This window comes from Muricauda sp. MAR_2010_75, assembly GCF_000745185.1.
GTDB lineage: Bacteria > Bacteroidota > Bacteroidia > Flavobacteriales > Flavobacteriaceae > Flagellimonas.
Genome location: NZ_JQNJ01000001.1, coordinates 3855758 through 3878287, shown reverse-complemented (window position 1 = coordinate 3878287; position 22530 = coordinate 3855758). Strand labels below are relative to the sequence as shown.

17 protein-coding genes are annotated in these 22530 nt (G+C 42.5%); 4 read left to right on the top strand and 13 right to left on the bottom strand.

Annotated elements, in window-relative coordinates; genetic code table 11:
• Positions 1-92: 92 nt before the first annotated feature.
• From FG28_RS17495 to FG28_RS17475, 5 genes are all read right to left on the bottom strand, one after another.
• Positions 93-2504 (bottom strand): thiamine pyrophosphate-dependent enzyme, encoded by a 2412-nt coding sequence (locus tag FG28_RS17495; RefSeq protein WP_036385198.1) that lies wholly within the window; start codon positions 2502-2504, stop codon positions 93-95.
• A 161-nt stretch (positions 2505-2665) separates the two neighbouring features.
• Entirely contained in the window at positions 2666-5449 is a 2784-nt protein-coding gene (locus FG28_RS17490) for a metalloprotease (RefSeq protein ID WP_231562684.1), read from the bottom strand.
• 56 nt (positions 5450-5505) lie between these two features.
• Positions 5506-6192 carry a TIGR00730 family Rossman fold protein gene (locus tag FG28_RS17485; RefSeq protein ID WP_036386822.1) on the bottom strand — a complete coding sequence of 229 codons (687 nt, stop codon included), beginning with the start codon at positions 6190-6192 and terminating at the stop codon, positions 5506-5508.
• Positions 6193-6211: 19 nt separating this feature from the next.
• Positions 6212-9073, bottom strand: a complete 2862-nt coding sequence (gene uvrA, locus FG28_RS17480) for an excinuclease ABC subunit UvrA (RefSeq protein ID WP_036385196.1) — start codon at positions 9071-9073, stop codon at positions 6212-6214.
• A 104-nt stretch (positions 9074-9177) separates the two neighbouring features.
• Positions 9178-10926, bottom strand: a complete 1749-nt coding sequence (locus tag FG28_RS17475) for an APC family permease (protein WP_036385195.1) — start codon at positions 10924-10926, stop codon at positions 9178-9180.
• A gap of 82 nt (positions 10927-11008) precedes the next feature.
• Here FG28_RS17475 and FG28_RS17470 point away from each other — a divergent pair, with 82 nt between their 5' ends.
• Entirely contained in the window at positions 11009-11533 is a 525-nt protein-coding gene (locus FG28_RS17470; protein ID WP_036385194.1) for a hypothetical protein, read from the top strand.
• 3 nt (positions 11534-11536) lie between these two features.
• On the opposite strand, the gene FG28_RS17465 is transcribed toward FG28_RS17470, so the two are convergent.
• Positions 11537-12313 carry a TIGR03915 family putative DNA repair protein gene (locus tag FG28_RS17465; protein WP_036385192.1) on the bottom strand — a complete coding sequence of 259 codons (777 nt, stop codon included), beginning with the start codon at positions 12311-12313 and terminating at the stop codon, positions 11537-11539.
• Positions 12314-12403: 90 nt separating this feature from the next.
• Positions 12404-13666 (bottom strand): putative DNA modification/repair radical SAM protein, encoded by a 1263-nt coding sequence (locus FG28_RS17460; RefSeq protein WP_036385190.1) that lies wholly within the window; start codon positions 13664-13666, stop codon positions 12404-12406.
• Between the two features lie 100 nt (positions 13667-13766).
• On the opposite strand from FG28_RS17460, the gene FG28_RS17455 reads away from it, so the two are divergent.
• On the top strand, positions 13767-14525 hold the full coding sequence (locus FG28_RS17455) for a LexA family transcriptional regulator (protein WP_036385188.1): 759 nt from the start codon (positions 13767-13769) through the stop codon (positions 14523-14525).
• On the opposite strand, the gene FG28_RS17450 is transcribed toward FG28_RS17455, so the two are convergent.
• From FG28_RS17450 to FG28_RS17435, 4 genes are read right to left on the bottom strand one after another with little or no spacing between them, the layout of a single operon-like run.
• Positions 14526-15518: an SMP-30/gluconolactonase/LRE family protein gene (locus FG28_RS17450; RefSeq protein ID WP_036385186.1), complete on the bottom strand. Its 993-nt coding sequence runs from the start codon at positions 15516-15518 to the stop codon at positions 14526-14528. It lies immediately after the preceding gene.
• Between the two features lie 60 nt (positions 15519-15578).
• On the bottom strand, positions 15579-16493 hold the full coding sequence (locus FG28_RS17445) for a RimK family alpha-L-glutamate ligase (RefSeq protein WP_036385184.1): 915 nt from the start codon (positions 16491-16493) through the stop codon (positions 15579-15581).
• 11 nt (positions 16494-16504) lie between these two features.
• Positions 16505-18187 (bottom strand): gamma-glutamyltransferase, encoded by a 1683-nt coding sequence (gene ggt, locus FG28_RS17440; RefSeq protein ID WP_036385181.1) that lies wholly within the window; start codon positions 18185-18187, stop codon positions 16505-16507.
• Positions 18175-18768, bottom strand: a complete 594-nt coding sequence (locus FG28_RS17435; protein ID WP_036385180.1) for an ACP phosphodiesterase — start codon at positions 18766-18768, stop codon at positions 18175-18177. Before FG28_RS17435 ends, ggt begins: the two co-directional genes overlap by 13 nt.
• Positions 18769-18859: 91 nt before the next feature.
• Here FG28_RS17435 and glmM point away from each other — a divergent pair, with 91 nt between their 5' ends.
• A complete protein-coding gene (glmM, locus tag FG28_RS17430) occupies positions 18860-20251 on the top strand; it encodes a phosphoglucosamine mutase (protein WP_036385178.1) in 1392 nt (463 codons plus the stop codon).
• Here glmM and FG28_RS17425 read toward each other — a convergent pair.
• Positions 20248-20787 carry a DUF4440 domain-containing protein gene (locus FG28_RS17425; protein WP_036385176.1) on the bottom strand — a complete coding sequence of 180 codons (540 nt, stop codon included), beginning with the start codon at positions 20785-20787 and terminating at the stop codon, positions 20248-20250. The two genes, glmM and FG28_RS17425, sit on opposite strands and share 4 nt — an antisense overlap.
• 111 nt (positions 20788-20898) lie before the next feature.
• Positions 20899-21810 carry a lipid A biosynthesis acyltransferase gene (locus FG28_RS17420; RefSeq protein ID WP_316930876.1) on the bottom strand — a complete coding sequence of 304 codons (912 nt, stop codon included), beginning with the start codon at positions 21808-21810 and terminating at the stop codon, positions 20899-20901.
• A gap of 34 nt (positions 21811-21844) precedes the next feature.
• On the opposite strand from FG28_RS17420, the gene FG28_RS17415 reads away from it, so the two are divergent.
• A complete protein-coding gene (locus FG28_RS17415; protein ID WP_036385172.1) occupies positions 21845-22495 on the top strand; it encodes a rhomboid family intramembrane serine protease in 651 nt (216 codons plus the stop codon).
• Positions 22496-22530: the final 35 nt, after the last annotated feature.

The following is a 22530-nucleotide window of genomic DNA, read 5'->3' as shown; positions in this document are numbered from 1 at the left end:
TTAATTCACGTGAAAGTATGAATTATGACGTAATCGACGCAATAATAATTGACCAAATATAGGTCTCAATTGATATTTTCGTTGAAATTCAATTACCTGAGGGCGGGATAGGAGTTTGGGTCCGCTTCGTGCATGATTTCATACACTTTTTCAAAAATATCCTCGGCATTGGGCTTGGAAAAATAATCACCATCCGAAGCATAGGCAGGTCTATGTGCCTTTGCCGTCAGTGTTTGCGGAGCACTGTCCAGATAGCGGTACCCTTTTTGGTTTTCAATGATTTCCTGCAGCAAATAGGCAGAACACCCTCCGGGAACATCCTCGTCCACAATCAAGAGTCGGTTTGTCTTTTTTAGACTTTTTACTACGTCATGGTCCAAATCGAAGGGCAAAAGCGATTGTGCGTCGATAACTTCCACATCAATTCCCACTTCCAAAAGGTCTTGGGCCACCTTTTCCACAATCCGTAGTGTAGAACCATAGGAGAGTATGGTAATGTCCGTACCCTTTTTTAGGGTTTCTACCTTTCCAATAGGAGTACAGAACTCTCCCAGATTGGCAGGTTTTTTCTCTTTAAGCCGATACCCGTTGAGGCTTTCAATGACTATGGCCGGTTCATCACTTTTCATCAAGGTATTGTAAAAACCAGCCGCCTGTGTCATATTTCTGGGGGCCAAGATATACATGCCTCTCAAAAGACTGATCAATCCAGACATGGGAGATCCTGAATGCCAAATCCCCTCCAATCGATGGCCTCGTGTACGAACAATAAGTGGTGCTTTTTGCTTCCCAACGGTTCGATACATTAAGGAAGCCAAATCGTCACTTAAGGTTTGAATGGTGTAAAGGATGTAATCCAAATATTGAATCTCAGCAATTGGGCGTAAACCTCTTAACGCGAGCCCAATTCCTTGTCCGATAATCGTGGTTTCCCGAATTCCAGTATCGGCCACCCGCAATTCGCCGTATTTTTTCTGAAGTCCTTCCAAGCCTTGGTTTACATCACCAATATTTCCAGTATCTTCTCCAAAAACCAAAGCTTCTGGATATTTGGAGAAAAGCGCGTCGAAATTATCGCGAAGGATGATTCGGCCATCCACTTCTTCCAAATTCTCTGGATAGGTAGGCGAAACCGCCGCTACCTTTGTGGCTTTGTTGGGCAATTCACTATATAGGTGAGAACTATATTTTGGTTGGGTGGTGTCCAAAAACGTATTGACCCATTGCTGAAGTTGTTGTTTTTCTGGGCTTGATTCTCCCAAGAGATATCGCAGTGCGCTTCGGGATTTGGAAGCCAAATCCTTTTTTAAAGGTTCTTCAATGGCAATAAGGTCGTTCTTGATTTTTGTAATAAAAGAGCGATTGGAGCTCTTACCTGCAACGTTGTCCAACAATTGCTCAAGCTGCTTTTTAGCTTGAAGATGGGGCTTCAAGAACTCCGTCCAGGCTTCTTTTTTCGCAGAACGTACTTTGTGCTTGATTTCGCGCTCCAATTTCTTGAGTTCCTCTTCGGTACTGATGCCATTTTCCAGAATCCATTCCCTGAATCGTTTGTTGCAGTCGTTTTCCCGTTCCCATTCCAAACGCTCGGGTGACTTGTACCGTTCATGGGACCCTGAGGTTGAATGTCCTTGGGGTTGGGTAAGTTCCGTAACATGGATTAATACAGGAACATGATTCTCCCTAGCAATGTCCGAAGCATTTTCAAAGGCGTGGATAAGACCGGTGTAATCCCAGCCTTTTATTTTTAAAATCTCAAAACCTTCTTGTTCATCATCACGTTGAAATCCTTTTAGAGCTTCTGAAATATCTCCTTTTGTGGTATGGTATTTAGAAGGTACCGAGATTCCGTAATCATCATCCCAAATGCAAATGACCATGGGTACCTGCATTACGCCGGCGGCGTTAAGGGCCTCAAAAAAGTGCCCTTCGCTGGTGCTTGCATTTCCAATGGTGCCCCAAGCCACTTCATTTCCATTATTGGAAAAATTGGTTTGATCTATACCTTTAACGTTCCTATATATTTTTGATGCCTGTGCCAACCCTACCAATCGTGGCATTTGACCGGCGGTGCAGGAAATATCGGCGCTGCTGTTCTTCTGTTTGGTGAGGTCCTTCCAAGAGCCATCCGCATTTAAGCTGTGGGTCACAAAATGTCCGCCCATTTGTCTTCCGGCACTCATGGGTTCCTTTTCTAGGTCGGTGGTGGCGTACAGTCCGTGAAAAAAATCTTTGGGATTTAGATAACCTAGGGCCATCATAAAGGTCTGGTCACGGTAGTAACCGCTCCTAAAATCACCATCCTGAAAAGCTCTTGCCATGGCCAGCTGCGGAAGCTCCTTTCCGTCGCCAAAAATCCCAAATTTGGCTTTTCCTGAAAGTACTTCGCGCCTGCCCATTAAACTACATTCCCGACTTGTTACAGCAGTCTCATAATCTTGAAGAATCTGCGATTGAAAATCTGAAAATGAAATGTCTTGGCTTGTACTTGGGTCAGGTTTCATGTAGGCAATTCTGGATTTCTGCGAAATTACTAAAATACATCCAAATTCGCAACACGAAACCCTGTTAATAAATTAACAATATGGCAAAAAAATGATTAATTAAAAATGAATATGAAAAATAAATAACCTTAAATTACATTTTTATTGAGGATATAATAATATTAAAACCATTTTCGGGTGAACAAGCCCACCAATATCTTAGGGCTAATGGTGACAACAAAGCGAATGCGCTGTCCGTAATCATCTTGGCCTATTTCCCATCCATTGTTGGAATAAACCGGGAAATAAAGTTCAAAATAGTCGGTAACCAAATTCAACCGAACCCCGGAATCATAGACAAAGCGTGCGTCTGTTCCTTTACTTTTTATAAACCCTAGATCGCCGTAAGCTTCAACCCATCTCCAGATATTGGTGCTTGCATTGGTGGTAACAATCCAGTCATTGGCAAACGGATTATCCAGTTTGGACTTAAAACCTCCTTCGGAAATGATAACCTGCTGGCTGTAGATCCCTGAACTTTCCGATCTACCCAGATAGGCCAAATCAAACATATAATCGGTAGGTCTGTCCAATGCAAAACTGAAAAAATCGGATTCGGTCTTGTTGCGAAGGAACTTCCCGGCAAAAAGCCTAAAGTTCAACTGCCGGTTGCTTTGAAACAGTTTTCTGTATTCCATTTCAAAGACGAGTTTGGTAAAATCACTGGAATGTTGCGCATCCAAAAACCAAGATTTATAGTTTAGAATGTTGTTGTCCACATCAGTGAACCGTACGTTCATCACCCCATAATCGGGATCTGTATCTATCTCATCCGCAATATTGTCATCAATGCTCCTAAACACATTTCTATATCGAAAAAGTAGTGTTTGTCTTCGATTGGACAGCAGGTCATTGGGTCTCCAACCAAAACTGACGGCTGGTGTTAGGGTTGAAAAACGGGAATTCACCTGAAAATGGGACGTTGAGCCGGAAATGGAATAGTTGGATACATAAAGCCCCGTTTTATTATGATACTTCCTGTATCTGAAGCTTGCCCCGCCTACCAGGGTGCGCTCCAAAAAAGAATATGTGGGTGAAATATCGTATTGGAACGGTCTTTCCAAAAAGGTCTTATTGTAGATTCGCATTCCCGGTGTAATTCCATCGTAAATATTGAAATTGGCAATGGGTACGTAGAAAACCTGATTGTAATAAGGGTCTTCCGTGTCCTTGAAAAATTGAAATTTCAATTTTTTATTGCTTGAAAAGAAACCATTGAGGGTCTTCCAGTTGTTGCGTTGGTTGAACTCGGGGATTTTTTGATCATAATTGAGCACCATTCGGTCTTCACCATTTCGGGGAATTGTGACCGTTTTAGTGGTGTCAATATCTGTAAACCAATACTGCGAGACCACGGAATCATTTTGAAGGCCGAACAGTGAAATGGGGACATTGGTGCCCCGCTTGTTCTTTATGGTCAAAGAGATGGAATCTTCGGTCTTTTGGATTTTATCAATCTTGAAATCAATTTTTTTGTCGGTGGCCACGTACTCTTCAAAAAACCAGTCAATATCTTTATCTGAAAACTGCTCGATGGTTTTCCTGAAATCAGATGCAGACACTTTTGGCTTCAACTTAAAATTCTTATAAAATGCCGTAATGCTACTATCTATCTTTTTCTCCCCAAGATATTCTGATAGGTAGGACATACCTAGTCCTGCTTTATAGCCATTGGCAATTTTCTCGTTGAATTTTATGAGGGAGTCGTTACGAGTGGTCAATGCCTGATCAATGTTCTTTCGGGCGGATAACATACTGAACATGGCATATTGTTCATTAAAATCCATTTGAGCCAAATGAAACCCTCTGATGCCCCAAATTTTGGAAAGCTTTCCGGCCAACTTTTGGTTGGGATAATGGTCTTCCACATATTTGATCATAAGGTAATATGCAATGGCGTCGTTTACCCAGCGTTCTGTGCGAGGGTTTAGGTAAAGTGTTTCTTGCAAATAACTGCGAATGGTCGTTTTTAAGAATTTCATCTCAAATTGAAACTGCTCTTCATAGGGCCGTATAAACGAGGGCAGTTGGTTTATGCCGTACAAGGGGGATCGGTTATAATCAAATTCGCTGACCAGTAAATTTTCATGGGGGTACTCACCTAGGTTTTCCTCTAGGTAATGCACAATTTTGCTTATGGAAATACCTTGGTATATTTCATCATATTTGTTGGACTCCAAATCAGTAGAGACAATCACATTTCCAACTCGATGTTTGGTGAACCTATCAATGGTGGTTAAGATTATCTCGCAACTTTTTCTGTTTTTTCCGCTGAGTTGAATGAACTGCCCTCCAGGAAATTTGGTGGCACTGGATCCATTAAAATTGGAAGAAAGGTGCAATCGGTCTGGATAGGTAAGGTTTATAGTGGTTTCCGTAACACCGGTGTAGAGGTCGTCCAGGTTAATGTTATCATATAACTTCCATTCGCCATCATAAACTGCAGGGGTGAGGTACCAGTTTTTAAGATTGTACCCCAATCCGGGTGTATAGCCATAGGCAGTAAACTTTGTATCTGGAAGTTGTACGGTATAGGTAAAGAACAGTTGAATGGAATCGTTGGGTTGAAGCGCCTCGTTCATGGTCACAGCAATAATATCCCGATTGCCCAAACGCTTCCAATCCAAACCAGCGTAATCTTCTGCTACTATGCTCTTGATGTTGGTAAAACCTCTTTCACGGTCTTTGGCCAAGTGAAGGCTGCGGTTGAACTCTTCAGCAAAGCGCTTTGCCAAAGCGGTATTTTTGTTGGAGTAGGCATGGTTCCAATCGTTAAAGTACAAAACTGAAAGCCCTTCGCTAGATTGATTTACATAAGTGAGCTTTTGCGTAATTTTAATGCTCCTTCCATCCAATTCTGCCGTAAGCTCATTTTTATGCTGCCCCCAAAGCGAGGTGCAAAGCATATAAACGAGCAGTGATATTTTAAATGGGGTAGAGCGGATGTTCAAAGGGGGAAGATTTAGAAATTTGGACTGAGGTCACGTTCTTTATAAAAGGAATCCAAGATTTCCACGACCTCATCTTCTGTGTCCACCAATTTGATCAGATCTAGGTCTCTAGGGCTTATATTCCCAGCTTCCAACAGTGTATTTTTAATCCAATCTATGAGCCCTTTCCAAAACTTGGAGCCTACCAAAATGATGGGGAATTTATGTATTTTATGGGTTTGGATAAGGGTAAGGGCTTCAAAAAACTCGTCCAATGTGCCAAATCCGCCCGGCATAACCACAAATCCTTGGGAATATTTTACAAACATTACTTTTCGCACAAAGAAATAATCAAAATCCAAACTTTTATCTTCATCTATAAAGGGATTGTCATGCTGTTCAAAAGGTAGGTCAATATTGAGTCCTACGGAAGTCCCACCTGCTAAATGGGCACCTTTGTTTCCGGCCTCCATAATTCCGGGGCCACCTCCAGTGATGATTCCATAGCCGGCTTCGGCCACTTTTTGGGCCACTTTTACGGATAAATCGTAGTAATGTTCCCCTTCCTTCACCCGAGCGGAACCAAATATGGAAACACAGGGGCCAATGGCACTCATTTTTTCAAATCCATAGACAAATTCGCCCATAATCTTGAATATGGCCCAAGAATCGTTTGTCTTTATCTCGTTCCACCCTTTGGTGTGCTGTTCTTTTCGCATTTGCATAATTATATATTATTTAAACGGCCCTAGCAATGCTTTGCTTAGTATGCTCAAGTTCTTTTCTCAAAAATTTTGCCGTATAGCTTTTTTTGTCTTTTGAAACCTCCTCCGGTGTACCTGTTGCAACAACTATTCCACCCCCACGGCCTCCCTCATAGCCTATGTCTATAATGTGGTCCATCATTTTAATTACATCCATGTTGTGTTCAATCACCAAAATGGTATTTCCTTTATCCACAAGTTGGTTCAATACCTCCATAAGCACCCGGATATCTTCAAAGTGTAATCCAGTTGTAGGTTCGTCGAGGATGTAAAACGTGTTTCCGGTGTCGCGCTTGGAAAGTTCTGTGGCCAACTTCACCCGTTGCGCTTCACCACCGGACAGGGTAGTGGACTGTTGCCCCAATGATATATAACCCAATCCCACGTCTTTTATTGTCTTTAACTTCCGATGTATTTTGGGAATATTTTCAAAAAAATCCACAGCCTCATTGATGGTCATTTCAAGGACATCAGCAATGGATTTTCCCTTATATCGAATTTCAAGCGTTTCCCTGTTAAACCGTTTGCCGTTGCAGGTCTCGCATTCCACATATACATCGGGCAAAAAGTTCATCTCAATCACCTTTAAACCGCCACCTTGACAAGTCTCGCAGCGACCTCCGGCCACATTAAAACTGAACCGCCCCGGTTTGTATCCCCGGATTGCTGCTTCGGTGGTTTTGGCAAACAAGGCCCTTATCTCACTAAAAACTCCTGTGTACGTGGCTGGATTGGAGCGCGGCGTTCGTCCAATAGGCGATTGGTTGATATCAATGACCTTGTCGATGTGCTGCAGCCCGGTTATTTTTTTATAGGGCATAGGTTTTTTTACGCCGTTAAAGTAATGGGCATTCATGATTGGGTAGAGGGTCTCATTGACCAAGGTGGATTTACCACTTCCAGATACCCCTGTAACACCTATTAACTTTCCCAACGGGAATTCAGCTGTAACATTTTTAAGGTTGTTTCCTGTACAGCCCGAAAGCACAATTTTTTTGCCTGTTCCTTTTCTTCGCTCTGCGGGGACTGGTATTTCCAATTCGCCGGTAATGTATTGGGCCGTAAGGGTATGGTGATCCTTCAATTCTTGTGGGGTTCCTTCGGAAATGATTTCTCCACCGTGCTTTCCAGCTCTGGGGCCAATGTCGATGACATGGTCTGCACTTTCGATCATATCCCGGTCGTGTTCCACTACAATAACCGAATTTCCAATATCGCGAAGGGATTCCAAGGAATGAATCAGCCGCTCGTTGTCCCGTTGATGCAGTCCAATGCTGGGCTCGTCTAAAATATAGAGTACGCCCACCAACTGCGACCCAATTTGGGTGGCCAAACGAATACGCTGTGCCTCACCCCCCGAGAGCGACTTGGAACTGCGATTCAGAGAAAGGTAATCCAATCCAACATCCAACAAAAACTGGATACGGGTCCTAATTTCCTTGATGATTTCTTCCGCAATCTTTTTTTGGTTGCCTTCAAGGGAATTTTCCAATTGTGCAAAAAAGTCGGCCAACTCCGCAATGTCCATTTGGGCCAGTTCTGCAATATTTCTTTCACCAATCTTAAAGTAGAGCGATTCCTTTCGCAGTCGGGCTCCATTACATTCCGGACATTTTACTTTGTCCATATAGTCCTTGGCCCATCGCTTTATGGAAGTGGAGTTGGCTTCTTCAAACTGGGTTTTTATGAAATTGGAAATACCTTCGTAGTCAATTTTGTACTGCCGTTTTACGCCCAAAGTCTTGGAATCGACCTCAAAACTTTCCTTTCCGCCATTTAAAATGACCTCCATCGCCTCAGCAGGAATTTTTTCAATGGCATCCGACAAATCAAACCCATACCGTTGGGCAATGGTTTCCAATTGCTTGAACGCCCATGACTTTTTGTATTCACCTAGAGGTGCCAATCCACCAGCTTTAATGGATAATTTTTTGTTCGGGATGATTTTGTGCTCGTTCACTTCGTGAACATGGCCCAATCCACTACATTCCGGGCACATGCCTTTGGGCGAGTTGAACGAAAAAGTATTGGGCTCGGGAGTGGGATAGGAGATTCCCGTGGATGGGCACATGAGGTCCCTACTGAAATATCTAGGAACACTTTCACCTTCTTCCAAAACCATAAGTACATTGTTGCCACTGTACATGGCCGTGTTGATGGTCTCACTTAGACGTTTGTGAAAATCTTCCGTGTCATTGACTTTCAAACGATCAATCACAATCTCGATGTCGTGGGTTTTGTAGCGATCCACCTTCATACCTTTGGTAATGTCCAAAATCTCTCCATCTACCCGTACTTTTACAAAGCCTTGTTTGGCAATCTGTTCAAACAATTCACGGTAATGCCCTTTTCTGGACTTGACCACGGGCGCCAACACATTTATTTTTTTATTCAGATACGAATCAGTGATGAGATTTTTGATTTGCTCATCGCTATAGCTCACCATTTTTTCACCAGTGTTGAAGCTATAGGCATCTCCAGCTCGCGCGAAGAGCAAACGGAGAAAATCGTAAACTTCAGTAATGGTACCTACGGTGGAGCGAGGCGATTTTGACGTGGTTTTTTGTTCAATGGCGATGACCGGGGAAAGCCCGTCGATTTTATCCACATCCGGGCGTTCCAATCCACCCAAGAACTGCCGGGCGTAGGCAGAAAAGGTTTCTATATAGCGGCGCTGACCTTCGGCATAAATGGTATCGAAGGCCAAGGAGGATTTCCCGCTGCCTGAAAGTCCTGTGATGACCACTAACTTTTCACGGGGTATGGTAACATCTATATTCTTAAGATTATGGACTCTGGCGCCTCTAACCTCAATATGTTCTTCGTAATTGATCATAAATCATAGCAAACCTCAAAAATAGCGATTTGGCACGTAAAAAAGAAAGAGGTAAAGCTTTCGTTTTTAGGAATTCGAAGCAAAGCCCAAGAATCCAAATCATATCAAATAATCAATCGCACCCCACCAAGTTCTTGCAACGGATATGGGAATCGGTCACTTGGACTCCCAATGAACATAAAGTTGATGGGAATCCCCCATTCCGTTGAGAGTTTTTTAATGAGCTTTGGTGTAAACTCCCCATGCAATTGAATGTACTCCACTTTAATTTCCGGGTACTCTCTGTCCAACACATCCAAATCCGATATAAAGTTGGAAGTGGCTTGTTCTCCTTCGGGGAAAACTGAGACTATTTTCAATTTTCGGGTGTGTTCATTATTGCGTATATAGAGCAATACCTTATTCAAAGAAGCGATGTCATCTTTCTTGGTGAAATAAACAAACTCCTGATCATTGATTTTGTTGATGGTATTGTTGATGCTCTTGTAAGACTTCAACAAGAATCGGTTGATGGGATCCAAAAAATACCGAATCAATCTAAGGAGTAATTTCAGTAATGCGGTTCGGTTGAGCATCACCAACACTACAGCGATCGTGGGGATGAAGTACTCCATGAAAACGGCCAGATAATCGGGATTCAGGATAATATTTCCAGCCAAAGCTGTAATTACGGCCATAATGGCAACCAATAAAGACAACCATCCAGAGCGTTCGGGTCGTGGTAGATGCTTTCTTCGAACCTTGAGCAGGATGTTTCCTATTCCAAATAGAGCCATCACAGAAAGAAAGGCAATAGTGTAGACGCCTGCCAAGGCTTCCAAATCACCTTCGGTGATAAGTAAGATAGAAACACACAGAATAAAAAAGAAAATGGCAATTCGGTAGGTGCTCCCTTTTTTGTTACGCTTCAACAAGAAGGGTGGAAGAATTCGGTCCAAAGTTATCCGTTCCACCAAACCGGACACCCCCACAAAAGAAGTCAGTACCGCACCGCTCAAAACTAAAACAGCATCCACAGAAACCAAAACCGAAAGCCACGACCCACCAACCTCGCTGCCCATAACGGATAGCAAAGCATCTTTATTGACCTCGATAGCGGTGATGGGCAATACGGCCAAGGCCAAAAAGGCGATCAAAGGATTAAAAAAGGTGACCACGGCCCACATATTTCGAAGGGTCTTGGGAAAAACACCCTTTTTCTGCTCCTCAACAAAGTTGGCCGAACTCTCAAACCCACTAATGCCCAACATGGCTGCGGAAAACCCAAAAAAGAGGGCTAAAGTGAGTCTACCGTGTTTCACCGGAAGGGCATGATTACTGGCAAAGACATCCCATCCGTGATTAAAAATGTAGATACCGGCAAAGGTGGACAATATGATCAATGAGGTAAGATGGAAAATAAAGATAGCGATGGCCACTTTTGAAGATTCGCCAATGCCAATGATGACCAAACCCATAAAAATGGCCAGTAGCACAATGGTGGCCAGAATTACTGGCAACTGCGGGGCCATGGTATACAGGTATTTCATCGCCTCATTGGCTGAAATGACCGCTGTGGCCATATATGAAAGTAATGTCAAGGACGCGGCCAAGGAAGCCATCCCTTTGCTTGTGGTGTTCAATAGGGCATTGTAGGCTCCACCGTTCATAGGTAGTGCTCCCACAACCTCACCATAAATTTTCCGAAATAGGAAAAGGACAACCCCAACAATCAACAGTGAAATCCAGGCATATTGACCGGCATGCAGTACGGCCAAGGCCGATACGTACAGACAAGAAGAACTGATATCGTTACCACTGATGGAGGTAGAGGCCAACTCCCCGAGTTTTACCCTAAGTTTTTGTGGTTCCATTAAAAATGGTTTATAAAACCAAGTTCGAAAGTAGGGTAAAGTTCCAAAAATTCTAAATTTGTGAGCAATAAAAACAGGATTTATGAAATTATTGGGTATTGGCTCCCGAATTGATCACCCCGAGTATGGAAAAGGGGTGGTAACCAATGTATCATCCAAGCATTATTGGGTCACTTTTTTGGAAAATGGATTGGAAACCATTGACCTCGATGCTGAGTTTGAAGTCATTGAAGGGGTAGAGGACGAAGTAGATTCGGTCAGTTTTTTTGAGGTAGAGCGTTCCTTGGTCAAGATATTGGAAAAGTGGAGCGACACCCACGAAAAAGTGGCTATCGCCGATAAATGGAAAGGCGGAAAACTGATTTTGGACCCGGGTGATGCCACCCAGAACAAGGAAATGCCCATTGACACCTTTTTTCATAAGATTGTGATGGTGCGGGACCGTATCCGGGTGATGGAACAGAAAATCAACAGCAGTAACAACTTGGATGACCAAGAAAAGATAGACCTACAGCAATACATTACCCGTATTTATGGCAGCTTGACCAGTTTTAATGTGCTTTTTAAAAACAAAAGCGACCATTTTGTGGGGGAGAGGAGTAAATAGATATTACACCGCCTCCTTTTTCTCACTCAAATACTTCCAATAGCGTTTGGGCACATGTTGCGTATGTAATTTGGGGTTGATACGGGATTTAATGCTGGTGCTTTTAAAATATTCGTTCCAGAGGGTTTGGTAATCGTATTCCTCGGGTTTAAAAGCATCGCTTTTAACGGTTTTGTTGTGGTGGATGTCGCTTAAATTCAATGACACCATTTCCACATGGTCCAAATTGTAAAAGATGCCATATTTCCGTTTTACATCATAGATCAACCATTGTTGGTCCGCGTAGCGGTCCCGAAAATGTTTGGAAATTAAAGGTAAGACATCAAAATCGGGTTCAATGTTGGCAAAATAGATGTCGTCCTTGGTCAACTGAAACCGAACAAAAGCCTCCATCCGGTGTTTTTCACGACCTACCTTTCTGGCCAATTGGCTAATGTGCAGTACAATCCCATCGGAATAATCCAACTGCTTTCCACTTTTAGTGGCCATCAATTTTTGGATGTAGGTGTATAGCATCAATTCCACACCTTCTGTTTCGCTCAAAAAAGCGAAATAGACGTTGGCAATGGCGTTGTGACTCTTGTTACGGATGCCATTCCATACACGCTTGGCTTTTTCAACATTGGTGAAAATGGTTTCGGTTTCGGAAAACAAACCGTTTTGGCATTCGCTGTTTTTTTGGATATCGGCCACATTGAGTTTTTCATCAAAAGCAACAAAGACGGTGGTGAGGAAGCCGTTAAAGCTGCCGTCATAAATTAAGGTTGTTGAAGGATTCATAGTGCTCACTATTAATTCATTTTTTTAAAACTTCAAATTGTCATTTCGAACGCGCGTGAGAAATGACATACTCCTGTTCATTGCTCATTGTTAATTGAACAATGACAATTGTGTACTGTACTGATTTCGAAACTTGCCAGAGGAAGTCTGCAAAATCATGCCTTTGATTTTCTCCGCATCCAAATCACGGCGCTCCCAATGCCGGGAATCACACACCGTAAAATATTTGGCACGGTTGAGGGCCACTCCAATTTTTTTGAGATGGTCCCAGTTCAATTTTCGAAATTTTCGAGCTTTCATAATTTTCTCCACAGATTGCATGCCAATGCCTGGAATACGTGCCAAAAGACGTTTATCCGCCGAATTCACATCTACCGGAAAATGATGAAGGTTACGTAGGGCCCATGAAAGTTTGGGATCTACATCCATATCCAGATTGGGATGGTCGTTGTTCAAGATTTCATTCACGGCGAAACCGTAAAACCGCAACAACCAATCCGTTTGGTACAATCTGTTTTCGCGAAGCATGGGCACTTGGGAACCAATGGCGGGTAGGCGCGCATCATCCGCAACAGGAACATAACCAGAATAATATACTCGTCGCATTTGGTATGTTTTGTAATAATAGGTCGCGGAATACATGATATCCTTATCCGTCTCTCCAGAAGCACCCACAATCATTTGGGTACTTTGCCCTGCAGGGGCATATTTGGGCGTACTCTTAATAATTTTTCGCTCAGATTTGTAACGAACAATTTCGTTTTTGACTTTCAACATGGGTTTGGTGAAATCTTCATGCTTTTTGTCAGGGGCCAACAATTTTAATCCGGAAATGGTTGGTACCTCAATGTTTACAGAAAGTCGGTCGGCGTACAGTCCAGCCTCGTACATGAGTTCATCACTGGCACCTGGAATGGATTTGAGGTGGATGTACCCGTTGAAGTTTTCCTCTTCGCGCAATTTTTTGGCCACGGCCACCAAGCGTTCCATGGTGTAATCAGGACTTTTGAAAATCCCCGAACTCAAAAACAGCCCTTCAATATAATTTCTGCGATAAAAATTGATGGTAAGGTCCACAACCTCTTGAATTTTAAAAGCAGCTCGTTTAACATCATTACTTTTTCGGGTTACGCAATACGCACAATCAAAAATACAGTGGTTGGTCAGCAGAATTTTTAAAAGGGAGATACAACGGCCATCTGAAGTATAATTATGGCAAATGCCCATCCGAGAAGCATTCCCCAAACCTTGGTTCTTGTTGGTCCGGTCACTGCCACTACTGGCACAGGACACATCGTATTTGGCAGCGTCTGCAAGGATGTTTAGTTTTTCTTGAATTCTATCAAAGTCCATAACTTGGAAATATTCCAACCAAATATATGGAAATATTCCAAATAATGGATATAATCCAAAAAAGTTTTTGGAAATATTCCAAATTGTATATATTTGAAATATGGAAAACGAGCTTACCTTAAAACGGTTTATAGATATTCGAAGGGAGTTGGGCTATACCCAAACTGAGTTTGCTCAATTGTTGGGGGTTAAGAACACCACTGCAGATATTGAACGGGGCCGGACCAAATTATCGGGAAAAGTGGTGGAGGAGCTGTTGAAGCAGTTCAAAATAAATCCACTTTGGCTTTTTGGTGATAGCGACCAGAAGCATTTGGATACCTCCAAAACCAGTGTTATTCCAAAAGTGGTCACTGTGGATAGTTCCGATCAAGACAATATGGTCTTGGTCAATGCCAAAGCCGCCGCAGGCTACCCACAGAACATTACAGATACGAGCTGGTATCAACAACTTCCCGCGTTTGATATGCCCATTCCAGAGTTGCGCAACGCCACATATCGTGGTTTTCAGGTAGAAGGGGACAGTATGTTGCCCAATCTAAGACCCAACGATTGGGTATTGGCACGTGCCATTGAGCACATTGACCATGTGAGTCCCAATAAGATGTATGTGGTGGTGCTTCAAGACTCCGTTATGGTCAAAAAAATTGAGCGAAAGCCAAATTCCAATAACATTACCTTGGTTTCTTTGAACGAGACCTATCCTCCGTATGATATTAAACCGTTCCAAATTCAAGAAATTTGGGAGGTAAGCAGTAAACTGACCTTCAATGTGGATGCTACTACAGAAACTGGTCTTTTAAAACAGTTGCAGCAATCCATGGAAGAGTTGAAAAAGCAAATGGGTCAAATAAAATAGTTAGAATCCATCCCCGACCGTTTTGGTCTTAATTCGCATCAAAAAATTATTTGCGGTCATGTAAAGCACAGAACCATCATCGCCCCATGCACAATTAGCTGTGGGTTGTCCGGTATCAATTCGTCCTAATAATTCACCTTTAGGAGTTATGATAAGCACCCCTCCAGGACCCGTCGAGAAAATAGTCCCATTTTGGTCCACTTTAACACCATCAGGCATACCTGGTAATCCAGGCTTCACCATAGAGGAAGCGTCAAAAAATATCCTACCATTTTCTAAAGAACCGTTACTCTTAACGTCGTAGGCCAAGATATAAGGTGCCTTGGGGTCAGATTGAGTAACATAAAGGGTTTTTTCATCCGGGGATAATGCCACTCCGTTAGGAAAAGTTAAACTGTCAATCACCATTTCAACTTTTCCGCCAGCGTCAATTTTATATACACCAAAGGCATCAATTTCCCTTATTTCTGATTTTTCCCGACCAGGCAACCCATATGGTGGGTCGGTAAAATAATAGGTTCCGTTGGAAGCTTGTACCACATCATTGGGGCTATTGAAACGTTTGCCTTCCCATGTGTCGGTCAAAGAGAATTTACCGCCTCCGACCAAAGGCATCCGGGTAACTCGTCGGTCGCCGTGCTCGCAGGCCACCAATTCACCTTCATTGTTTATGATGAGTCCATTGCTACCAGGTTCTCCGCTGTAAGGAAGGATTCCCGTATATCCGGAAGGTTTTAAAAATTCAGTGATTCCTTCACCTTCCTTCCATTTAAAAATGGTATTTTGAGGCACATCTGAAAAAAGAAGGAACCCACCTTCCTTGACCCACACCGGGCCTTCGGACCACGTAAATCCCTCTGCCAAGACTTCTATCTCGGCATCTTTATCTACATATTCATAAAATTTTTCATTCTCAACCACGAGTTTTCCTGTTTTTTCTTGGGCCGTGCATCCCAATGTAATTCCCATTATAAGGAGCGCTATTTTTTTCATTTTGATTGTTTACTGGTTTAAATATAATCATAACTGTAGGTAGAAACCTTGGGTGCGTAACTAAAAATACATTTTCACTATAGATTGTGCTAAAATAGCTGCTGCTTTGGGATTGAGACGGAACCAAAGCTCAGGTTCAAAAATCTCCAATTCGGCCAAGGCCCAATTACCGGAATTATCCTTGAAAATATCCACTCGGGCATAGATGGGAAGTTCGGGAGCTGCATGAACCACACTGGTGGCGAAATCGATTTGCGCTGTTGAGGGCTTAATTTGGTGTACAGTGCCGCCAAAATCATCCTGAACACGAAAATCGCCCGGTTTTGCGATTTTCAATACGGCATGGGTGAACTCCCCATTGAAGACCATCATGGAAATTTCACCTTCTTTTACAATGTTTTCCTGAAATTCTTGAAGCATCATGGCTTCTTCAGCAATCAGTTGTTTAAATATCCCCTCAAAATCTTCTATGGATTCTTTCTGGATTTTATAGGTGTGCCGAGCGGCTCCAGATACACAGGGTTTTAAAATAAAGGTAGATGGTTTAAACTTTAACTCTTCAACGGTATGGTAATAAGCTTCTTTTAAACTAATCTGAGTTCCTTTCTCCACAAAATATGTCTTGGGGATTGTAACTCCGGCGATGGAAAGGTCTTGTAAGTAATGCTTGTCTATATTCCAATAGATGAGTTTTTTGGAATTGATGAATTTGGTCTTTTTCGAGGTGGCCTCTAGCCATTTAGAGAATTCTGGAAAACGGTCAAAATAGTCCCAAGTGGTGCGGAATAGGGCATATTTTGTGGATGACCAATCAAAATCAGGGTCGTCCCACGATTTCCGAACAGCCTTTAACCCGTGTTTTTGCAAAGCCTCCAAAACCAATCGGTCTTCCAATAGGACATTATCAATATAAACGCTTTGTTTTATGGGATTGATGTACCTTGGGTCGGTGAGTACTACAGCATCATAACTCATTCCTTCGTAATTTAGAAACCAACCGCTGTATCATCACCCCGTTTGTCTGCTCCCCCTTCCAATTTGCCATCCGGGAGTACGCGAATGGCATCCACTTTTCCAATAATGGGTGTACGCTCCTCATTAATGATGTATCCTTTGGATTTTAATTCAGATTTAAGTTCTTCCGTAAATCCTTCAGGTTCAAAAATCACCATGTCCGGTAACCATTGATGATGGAACCTCGGGGCATTTACGGCCTCTTGCATGCTTAGGTTGAACTCATACACATTGAGAATGGTCTGGGCTACCGCCGTAATGATGGTGGAGCCACCGGGAGTACCCACAACCATGTAAAGTTTGCCATCTTTTTCCACAATTGTAGGCGTCATACTACTGAGCATCCGTTTTTCGGGAGCAATGCTGTTGGCTTCGGCACCCACAAGACCAAACATATTAGGAACACCGGGTTTGGCACTGAAATCATCCATTTCATTATTTAAAAAGAATCCCAGTTCAGCACAGTATAATTTGGAACCATACCCTCCATTTAGTGTGGAGGTGGCCGAAATGGCATTCCCCTCACTGTCCACAATGGAGTAGTGGGTGGTTTGGGAGCTTTCCACAACTTCTACCTCACCATGGCTTACTTCGGAAGAAAGTGTGGCTTGATCAAAGGAAAAGCTCGACATTCTTTCTTGTAGGTATTCATCGTTCAAGAGAACATCATAAGGAATATCCACAAAATCAGGGTCGCCCAAAAAGTAGTTTCTATCCGCGTAGGCTCGTCTGGAAGCTTCGGTAAACAATTGAATGGTCTTGGTGGAATTATGGCCAAAATCGGAAAGGTGATAAGGCTCCATCATCTTAAAAATTTGATTGATGGTCACCCCACCACTGCTGGGAGGGCTCATGGAAATAATTTTGATGTCCTTGTAATCAAAAACAATGGGGTCTCTCCAGACGGCTTCATATTTGGCCAAATCCTTTTCGGTGATGTAACCACCATTTTCCTGAACAAATGTGGCCAATTTTTGGGCAATCTCACCTTTGTAAAATCCATCTCGACCTTCATCCATAATTTTTTGAAGGGTATTGGCATATTCAGGATTTTTTAAGGTATCACCTGCTTTAAATTTCATTGCGTACTTAGAACTGTCCCCATTGGCTTCAATAAATTGTTCTCTGTACCTTTCCAATCGGCTTGCCTGTTTTTCGGTGATTACGACTCCTTTTTTAGCGAGTGCAATTATGGGCTCAATGATTTCTTTTAAGGGAAGTTTTCCAAATTTTTCATGCACTTTCAAAACACCGGCCACGGTTCCGGGAACCCCGGATGCCGTTCCACCCGATGTACTCAAACCGGGAATCACATTGCCCAAGGAGTCCAAATACATGTCTTTATGTGCCGCCAAAGGGGCTTTTTCCCTGTAGTCAATGCCCCCGACTTCACCGTTATTTTTTCGATACACCATAAAACCTCCACCACCAACGCTGCCCGCAAAAGGGTAGGAGATGACCAAGGAAAGTTCTGTGGCCACCATGGCATCAAACGCATTGCCACCCTTTTTCATAATATCTGCACCTATTTTGGAGGACTCCTCACGAGCTGAGACCACCATGGCACTTTCGGTGACCAGACCGGTTGGTGCGGCTGGTTGCTGTTTACAATGTACAAATAAGATAAAGGGAAGGAGGAGTATCAGTCTTCGCATAGAGAAATAAATTTTTGCCGGGAAAAGGTAATCAATTCTTCAAAAAAAGCGGTGAACTCATTTTCAAAATCAGTATAGTGTTCTTCTAGGTCCATGATGGCGAAATTCATTCTGGATTTGTTCTTCGTCCTTCGGTTCATCCCGTTGAGAACCCGATCTATGCCAGCAAGGTTGGCATAGTTGAGCAACCAGTTATCAGTAATCATATACGGCATCAACCGTTTGGTACCCAGTGGAAGTATTTCGTAATTATCCTCCAACAGATCATAAAAATTCTCCACATACTCGGCAAGGAGCACCGGAGAGTAATCATTCCAATTTTTGGCCAAAAAATGATCGTAAAAAATGTCCACTATTACCCGGCTGTAATGACTGTAATTTTTATGGAGCCGCTTGCTACTTTGTTTGGCAATGGGGTGGGAATCCGTGAAGGTGTCAATTTCCCGATGTAAAATGATACCTTTTTGGATTCTTTCTGGGTAGTGCTTGTACTTGTTACCTCGGATATGATCGGCAAAAAAGTTTCCCAAAGTAATTTCCTTGTCGTCAAACGACAGATAAATATGTGCCAAGAAGTTCATCGGGACTTTTCCTTTTCTGACGAAATTTACAAATTCAAAACTTGGATTAGGGAATGCCCAACTATATTTGCAAAAACTTTTTTAACAATTTATGACACTGATCAAATCAATTTCTGGAATACGAGGAACCATAGGAGGCAAAACCAACAATAATCTTACCCCACTGGATGCGGTTAAATTTGCAGCATCCTACGGAACTTGGTTAAAATCGTATGCCAACAAGGATAAACTAACTGTGGTTATTGGTCGTGATGCCCGACTTTCGGGTGAGATGATTCAAAATTTGGTGGTTTCTACCTTGGTGGGCCTTGGAATTGACGTGATTGACCTAGGATTGTCCACCACGCCAACGGTTGAAATTGCGGTGCCTTTGGAAAAGGCTGATGGCGGCATTATTTTAACGGCGAGTCATAACCCAAAGCAGTGGAACGCGCTTAAATTGTTGAACGAGAAGGGCGAATTTTTGGATGCAGAACAAGGAGCTAAGATTTTAGCTTTGGCTGAAAAAGAAGATTTTGAGTTTGCAGAAGTGGATGATTTGGGAGAAATCACCAAGAACGATTCGTACATGGACATCCATGTGGATGAAGTTCTGGAACTGTCTTTAGTGGATGCAGAGGTCATCAAAAAAGCCGGTTTCAAGGTAGTTGTGGATGGAGTGAATTCCACTGGGGGTATCGCTATCCCAAAATTATTGGAAGAATTAGGAGTCGAAGTCATTAAAATGTACTGTGACCCTACGGGTCATTTTCCACATAATCCAGAGCCTTTAAAAGAGCACTTAGGGGATATATGCAAAAAAGTAGTGGAGGAAAAGGCTGATTTTGGTATTGTGGTCGACCCCGATGTAGACCGTTTGGCGTTTATCAGCAATGATGGGGAAATGTTTGGCGAAGAATATACACTTGTGGCTTGTGCCGATTACGTATTGAGTAAAACTAAGGGAAATACCGTTTCCAATTTGTCTTCATCACGTGCATTGCGGGATATCACCGAAAAACATGGTGGCACTTATGAAGCGGCTGCCGTTGGCGAAGTGAATGTCGTTGCCAAAATGAAGGCCAACAATGCCATTATTGGTGGGGAAGGTAATGGAGGTATTATTTATCCTGAAAGCCATTATGGCCGGGATGCCTTGGTGGGAACGGCCTTGTTTCTCATGTTGATGGCGGAGCGAGGTGGAACTGTAGCGGAGCTTCGAGCCAGTTACCCAAGCTATTTTATGAGCAAAAAGAAGATTGAGCTGACTCGGGAGTTAAATGTGGACGCCTTATTGGAAGCCATGCATACCAAATACAAAGATGAGCAAGTTTCGACCATTGATGGTGTAAAAGTTGATTTCCCTGAAAACTGGGTGCACTTACGCAAGTCCAATACCGAGCCCATCATCCGGATTTATACCGAAGCCAAATCACAGGAAGCAGCAGATCGGCTAGCAGACCGAATCATTGGTGAAATTAAGGAGGTGGCTGGAATCAATTAAGATTCCTCCAATTCATACACAATTTCTTGGGCATTGAATTCTTCGTGGGGAAGGTCAATATGCTTGTCTGAATCGAGCCATATTTTCCATGAACCATTCTCTTTTTTGAGCCCAACGCTGAATATTCCGTAGCCTCTTACCACAAAGTCTTCGTCTGTTCCGCGTTTAGAGCTGAACCGATAATATCCGGTTTGGTAGGCAAGTTCACCACTTTCGTCCATGGCGGTGGACAGAATGGCAAAAGCGATTCCGAGTTGATTTCCTTGTGCTTTCACGGATTCCACAAATTGGCCAAAGTTCGTTAAGTAACTTTCCCCAGTCTCAATTAGATTTTGGTCCTGGGTCACCCTAACTATGTCTTTGGAGTGAATGGACTTTAATTTTTGCGAATCGGATTGGTCATAAGCTTCCATAAAGGGTATCCAAACATCCTTTTTAATGGTTTCTAAAGTTTCGTTTGAAATTTGTTTTGCAGGACGTTGCCCAAAGGACAGTGCAAAACAGCACAGGAGTACAAGGGTTGATAACTGTCTCATTTTTGATTGATTGATTTCGATTAATGTATGAAACAATCTTGAACCTTCACTGGTTTTTAAGAAAAGTATAGGATTTTTAACCCATTAGTATCCATTTGGCTCATTCATAACTTATTGTTGGAGAACTTCAGGAGCTTTGTCACGGTGCTTCCATCTTTTGTGGGTCCAAAAATAATACTCGGGAGCTTCACGGATAGATTTTTCAGTTTCCCTTAAAAAAGCATCGGTAATCTTATAATTTTCGACTTCTGTTGGGTTCTCGGTAATTATTTTAAAAGTCCCTTCATAATAGCCCCTTTTCTTTTTACAAACTTTTAGGTAGACAGGAACAATGCCATTTGCTTTGCAGATTTCCTCGCCCCCCACATGAACAGGCACTACTATTCCCATAAATTCTGTCCAATATTTTGCTCTTATAACCATGGGTGATTGATCGCTGATAATGCCCACCATTAGCAACTCATTGCTCTCTTTTGCTGCTTTTAGAATTTTTTTGGATTCCTTGGTGGAAATCAAAGTAGTATTGAACTTGCCTCTGATTTGTCGAACCAATCTATCAAAATACTTGTTCTGTATTTTTTGATAGATACCATAGCCTTTGGATTTTATTTGGAGGTTTAATGACAAGACCCATTCCCAGCTTGCGTAATGGGGGAGCATGAGCATGGTGTTGATTCCCTTTTCTTCAAGATCGTTCAATAACGACATGTTTGTTACGGTAAATCGTTTTTGGATTTCTTTTTTGCTGATACCCATGGTCTTGATCATTTCCATGAACATATCACACATGTGGTGAAAGAATTTTTTTTCGATTTGAAGTCGTTCCTTTTCCGATTTCTCAGGAAATACCAAGGCCAGATTTTCGCGGACTACTTTTTTGCGATAGCCTATAACATAGTACAATAGCCCATAAATTCCATCCGAAAGAAGGTAAATAAGTTTAAAAGGGAGTCTGGAAACCAACCAGAGCAATGGGTAAGCAAGGATAAATACGGCCAGCTGCATAACGATTCTTGTGTGCAAATATAGCTATATTTGAATCCAAACCTGTACAATCATGTTCAATTTGCATATAGCAACTATCGGCATTATAGCCGCCAACGTAATTGTGTCACTACGGGGCTTTAGTGATGCCACTTTTTTCGACCGATATAAGTTCAGCATTGGGGCAATACAAGCCGGACAACGGGAAAGAACCGTTACGTCTGGATTTTTGCATGTTGATATTTCCCATTTGTTCTTCAACATGTTCACCCTATATTTTTTTGCCAATGTGGTCATCAATTGGTTTGGCCCAGGAAAGTTTTTGATCATTTACTTTATTAGCCTTATTGCAGGAAGCTTGCTAGCTATGTTTTTTCATAAGAATGAACCATATTACAGTGCGGTTGGCGCCAGTGGCGCCGTGACGGGAATTTTATATGCCGCCATTTTATTGAATCCTGATATGCAGTTAGGCATTATGTTCATTCCCATACCATTGCCGGCATACGTGCTGGGGATCGCTTATTTGCTCTATTCCATCTACGGGATGAAAAGTAGACTGGGCAATATTGGCCATACCGCCCATTTTGGTGGTGCCATTGGCGGTTATGCCACCACTTTACTGTTTAAACCAGAATTGTTTGCAACAGATACTTTTATTGTGGTTCTGTTGGCCATCCCGATTGTGATTTTGTTTGTTTTGGAGAAGATGGGCAAAATATGACCCATAAAAAAGGTTCAAGAAAACCTTGAACCTTC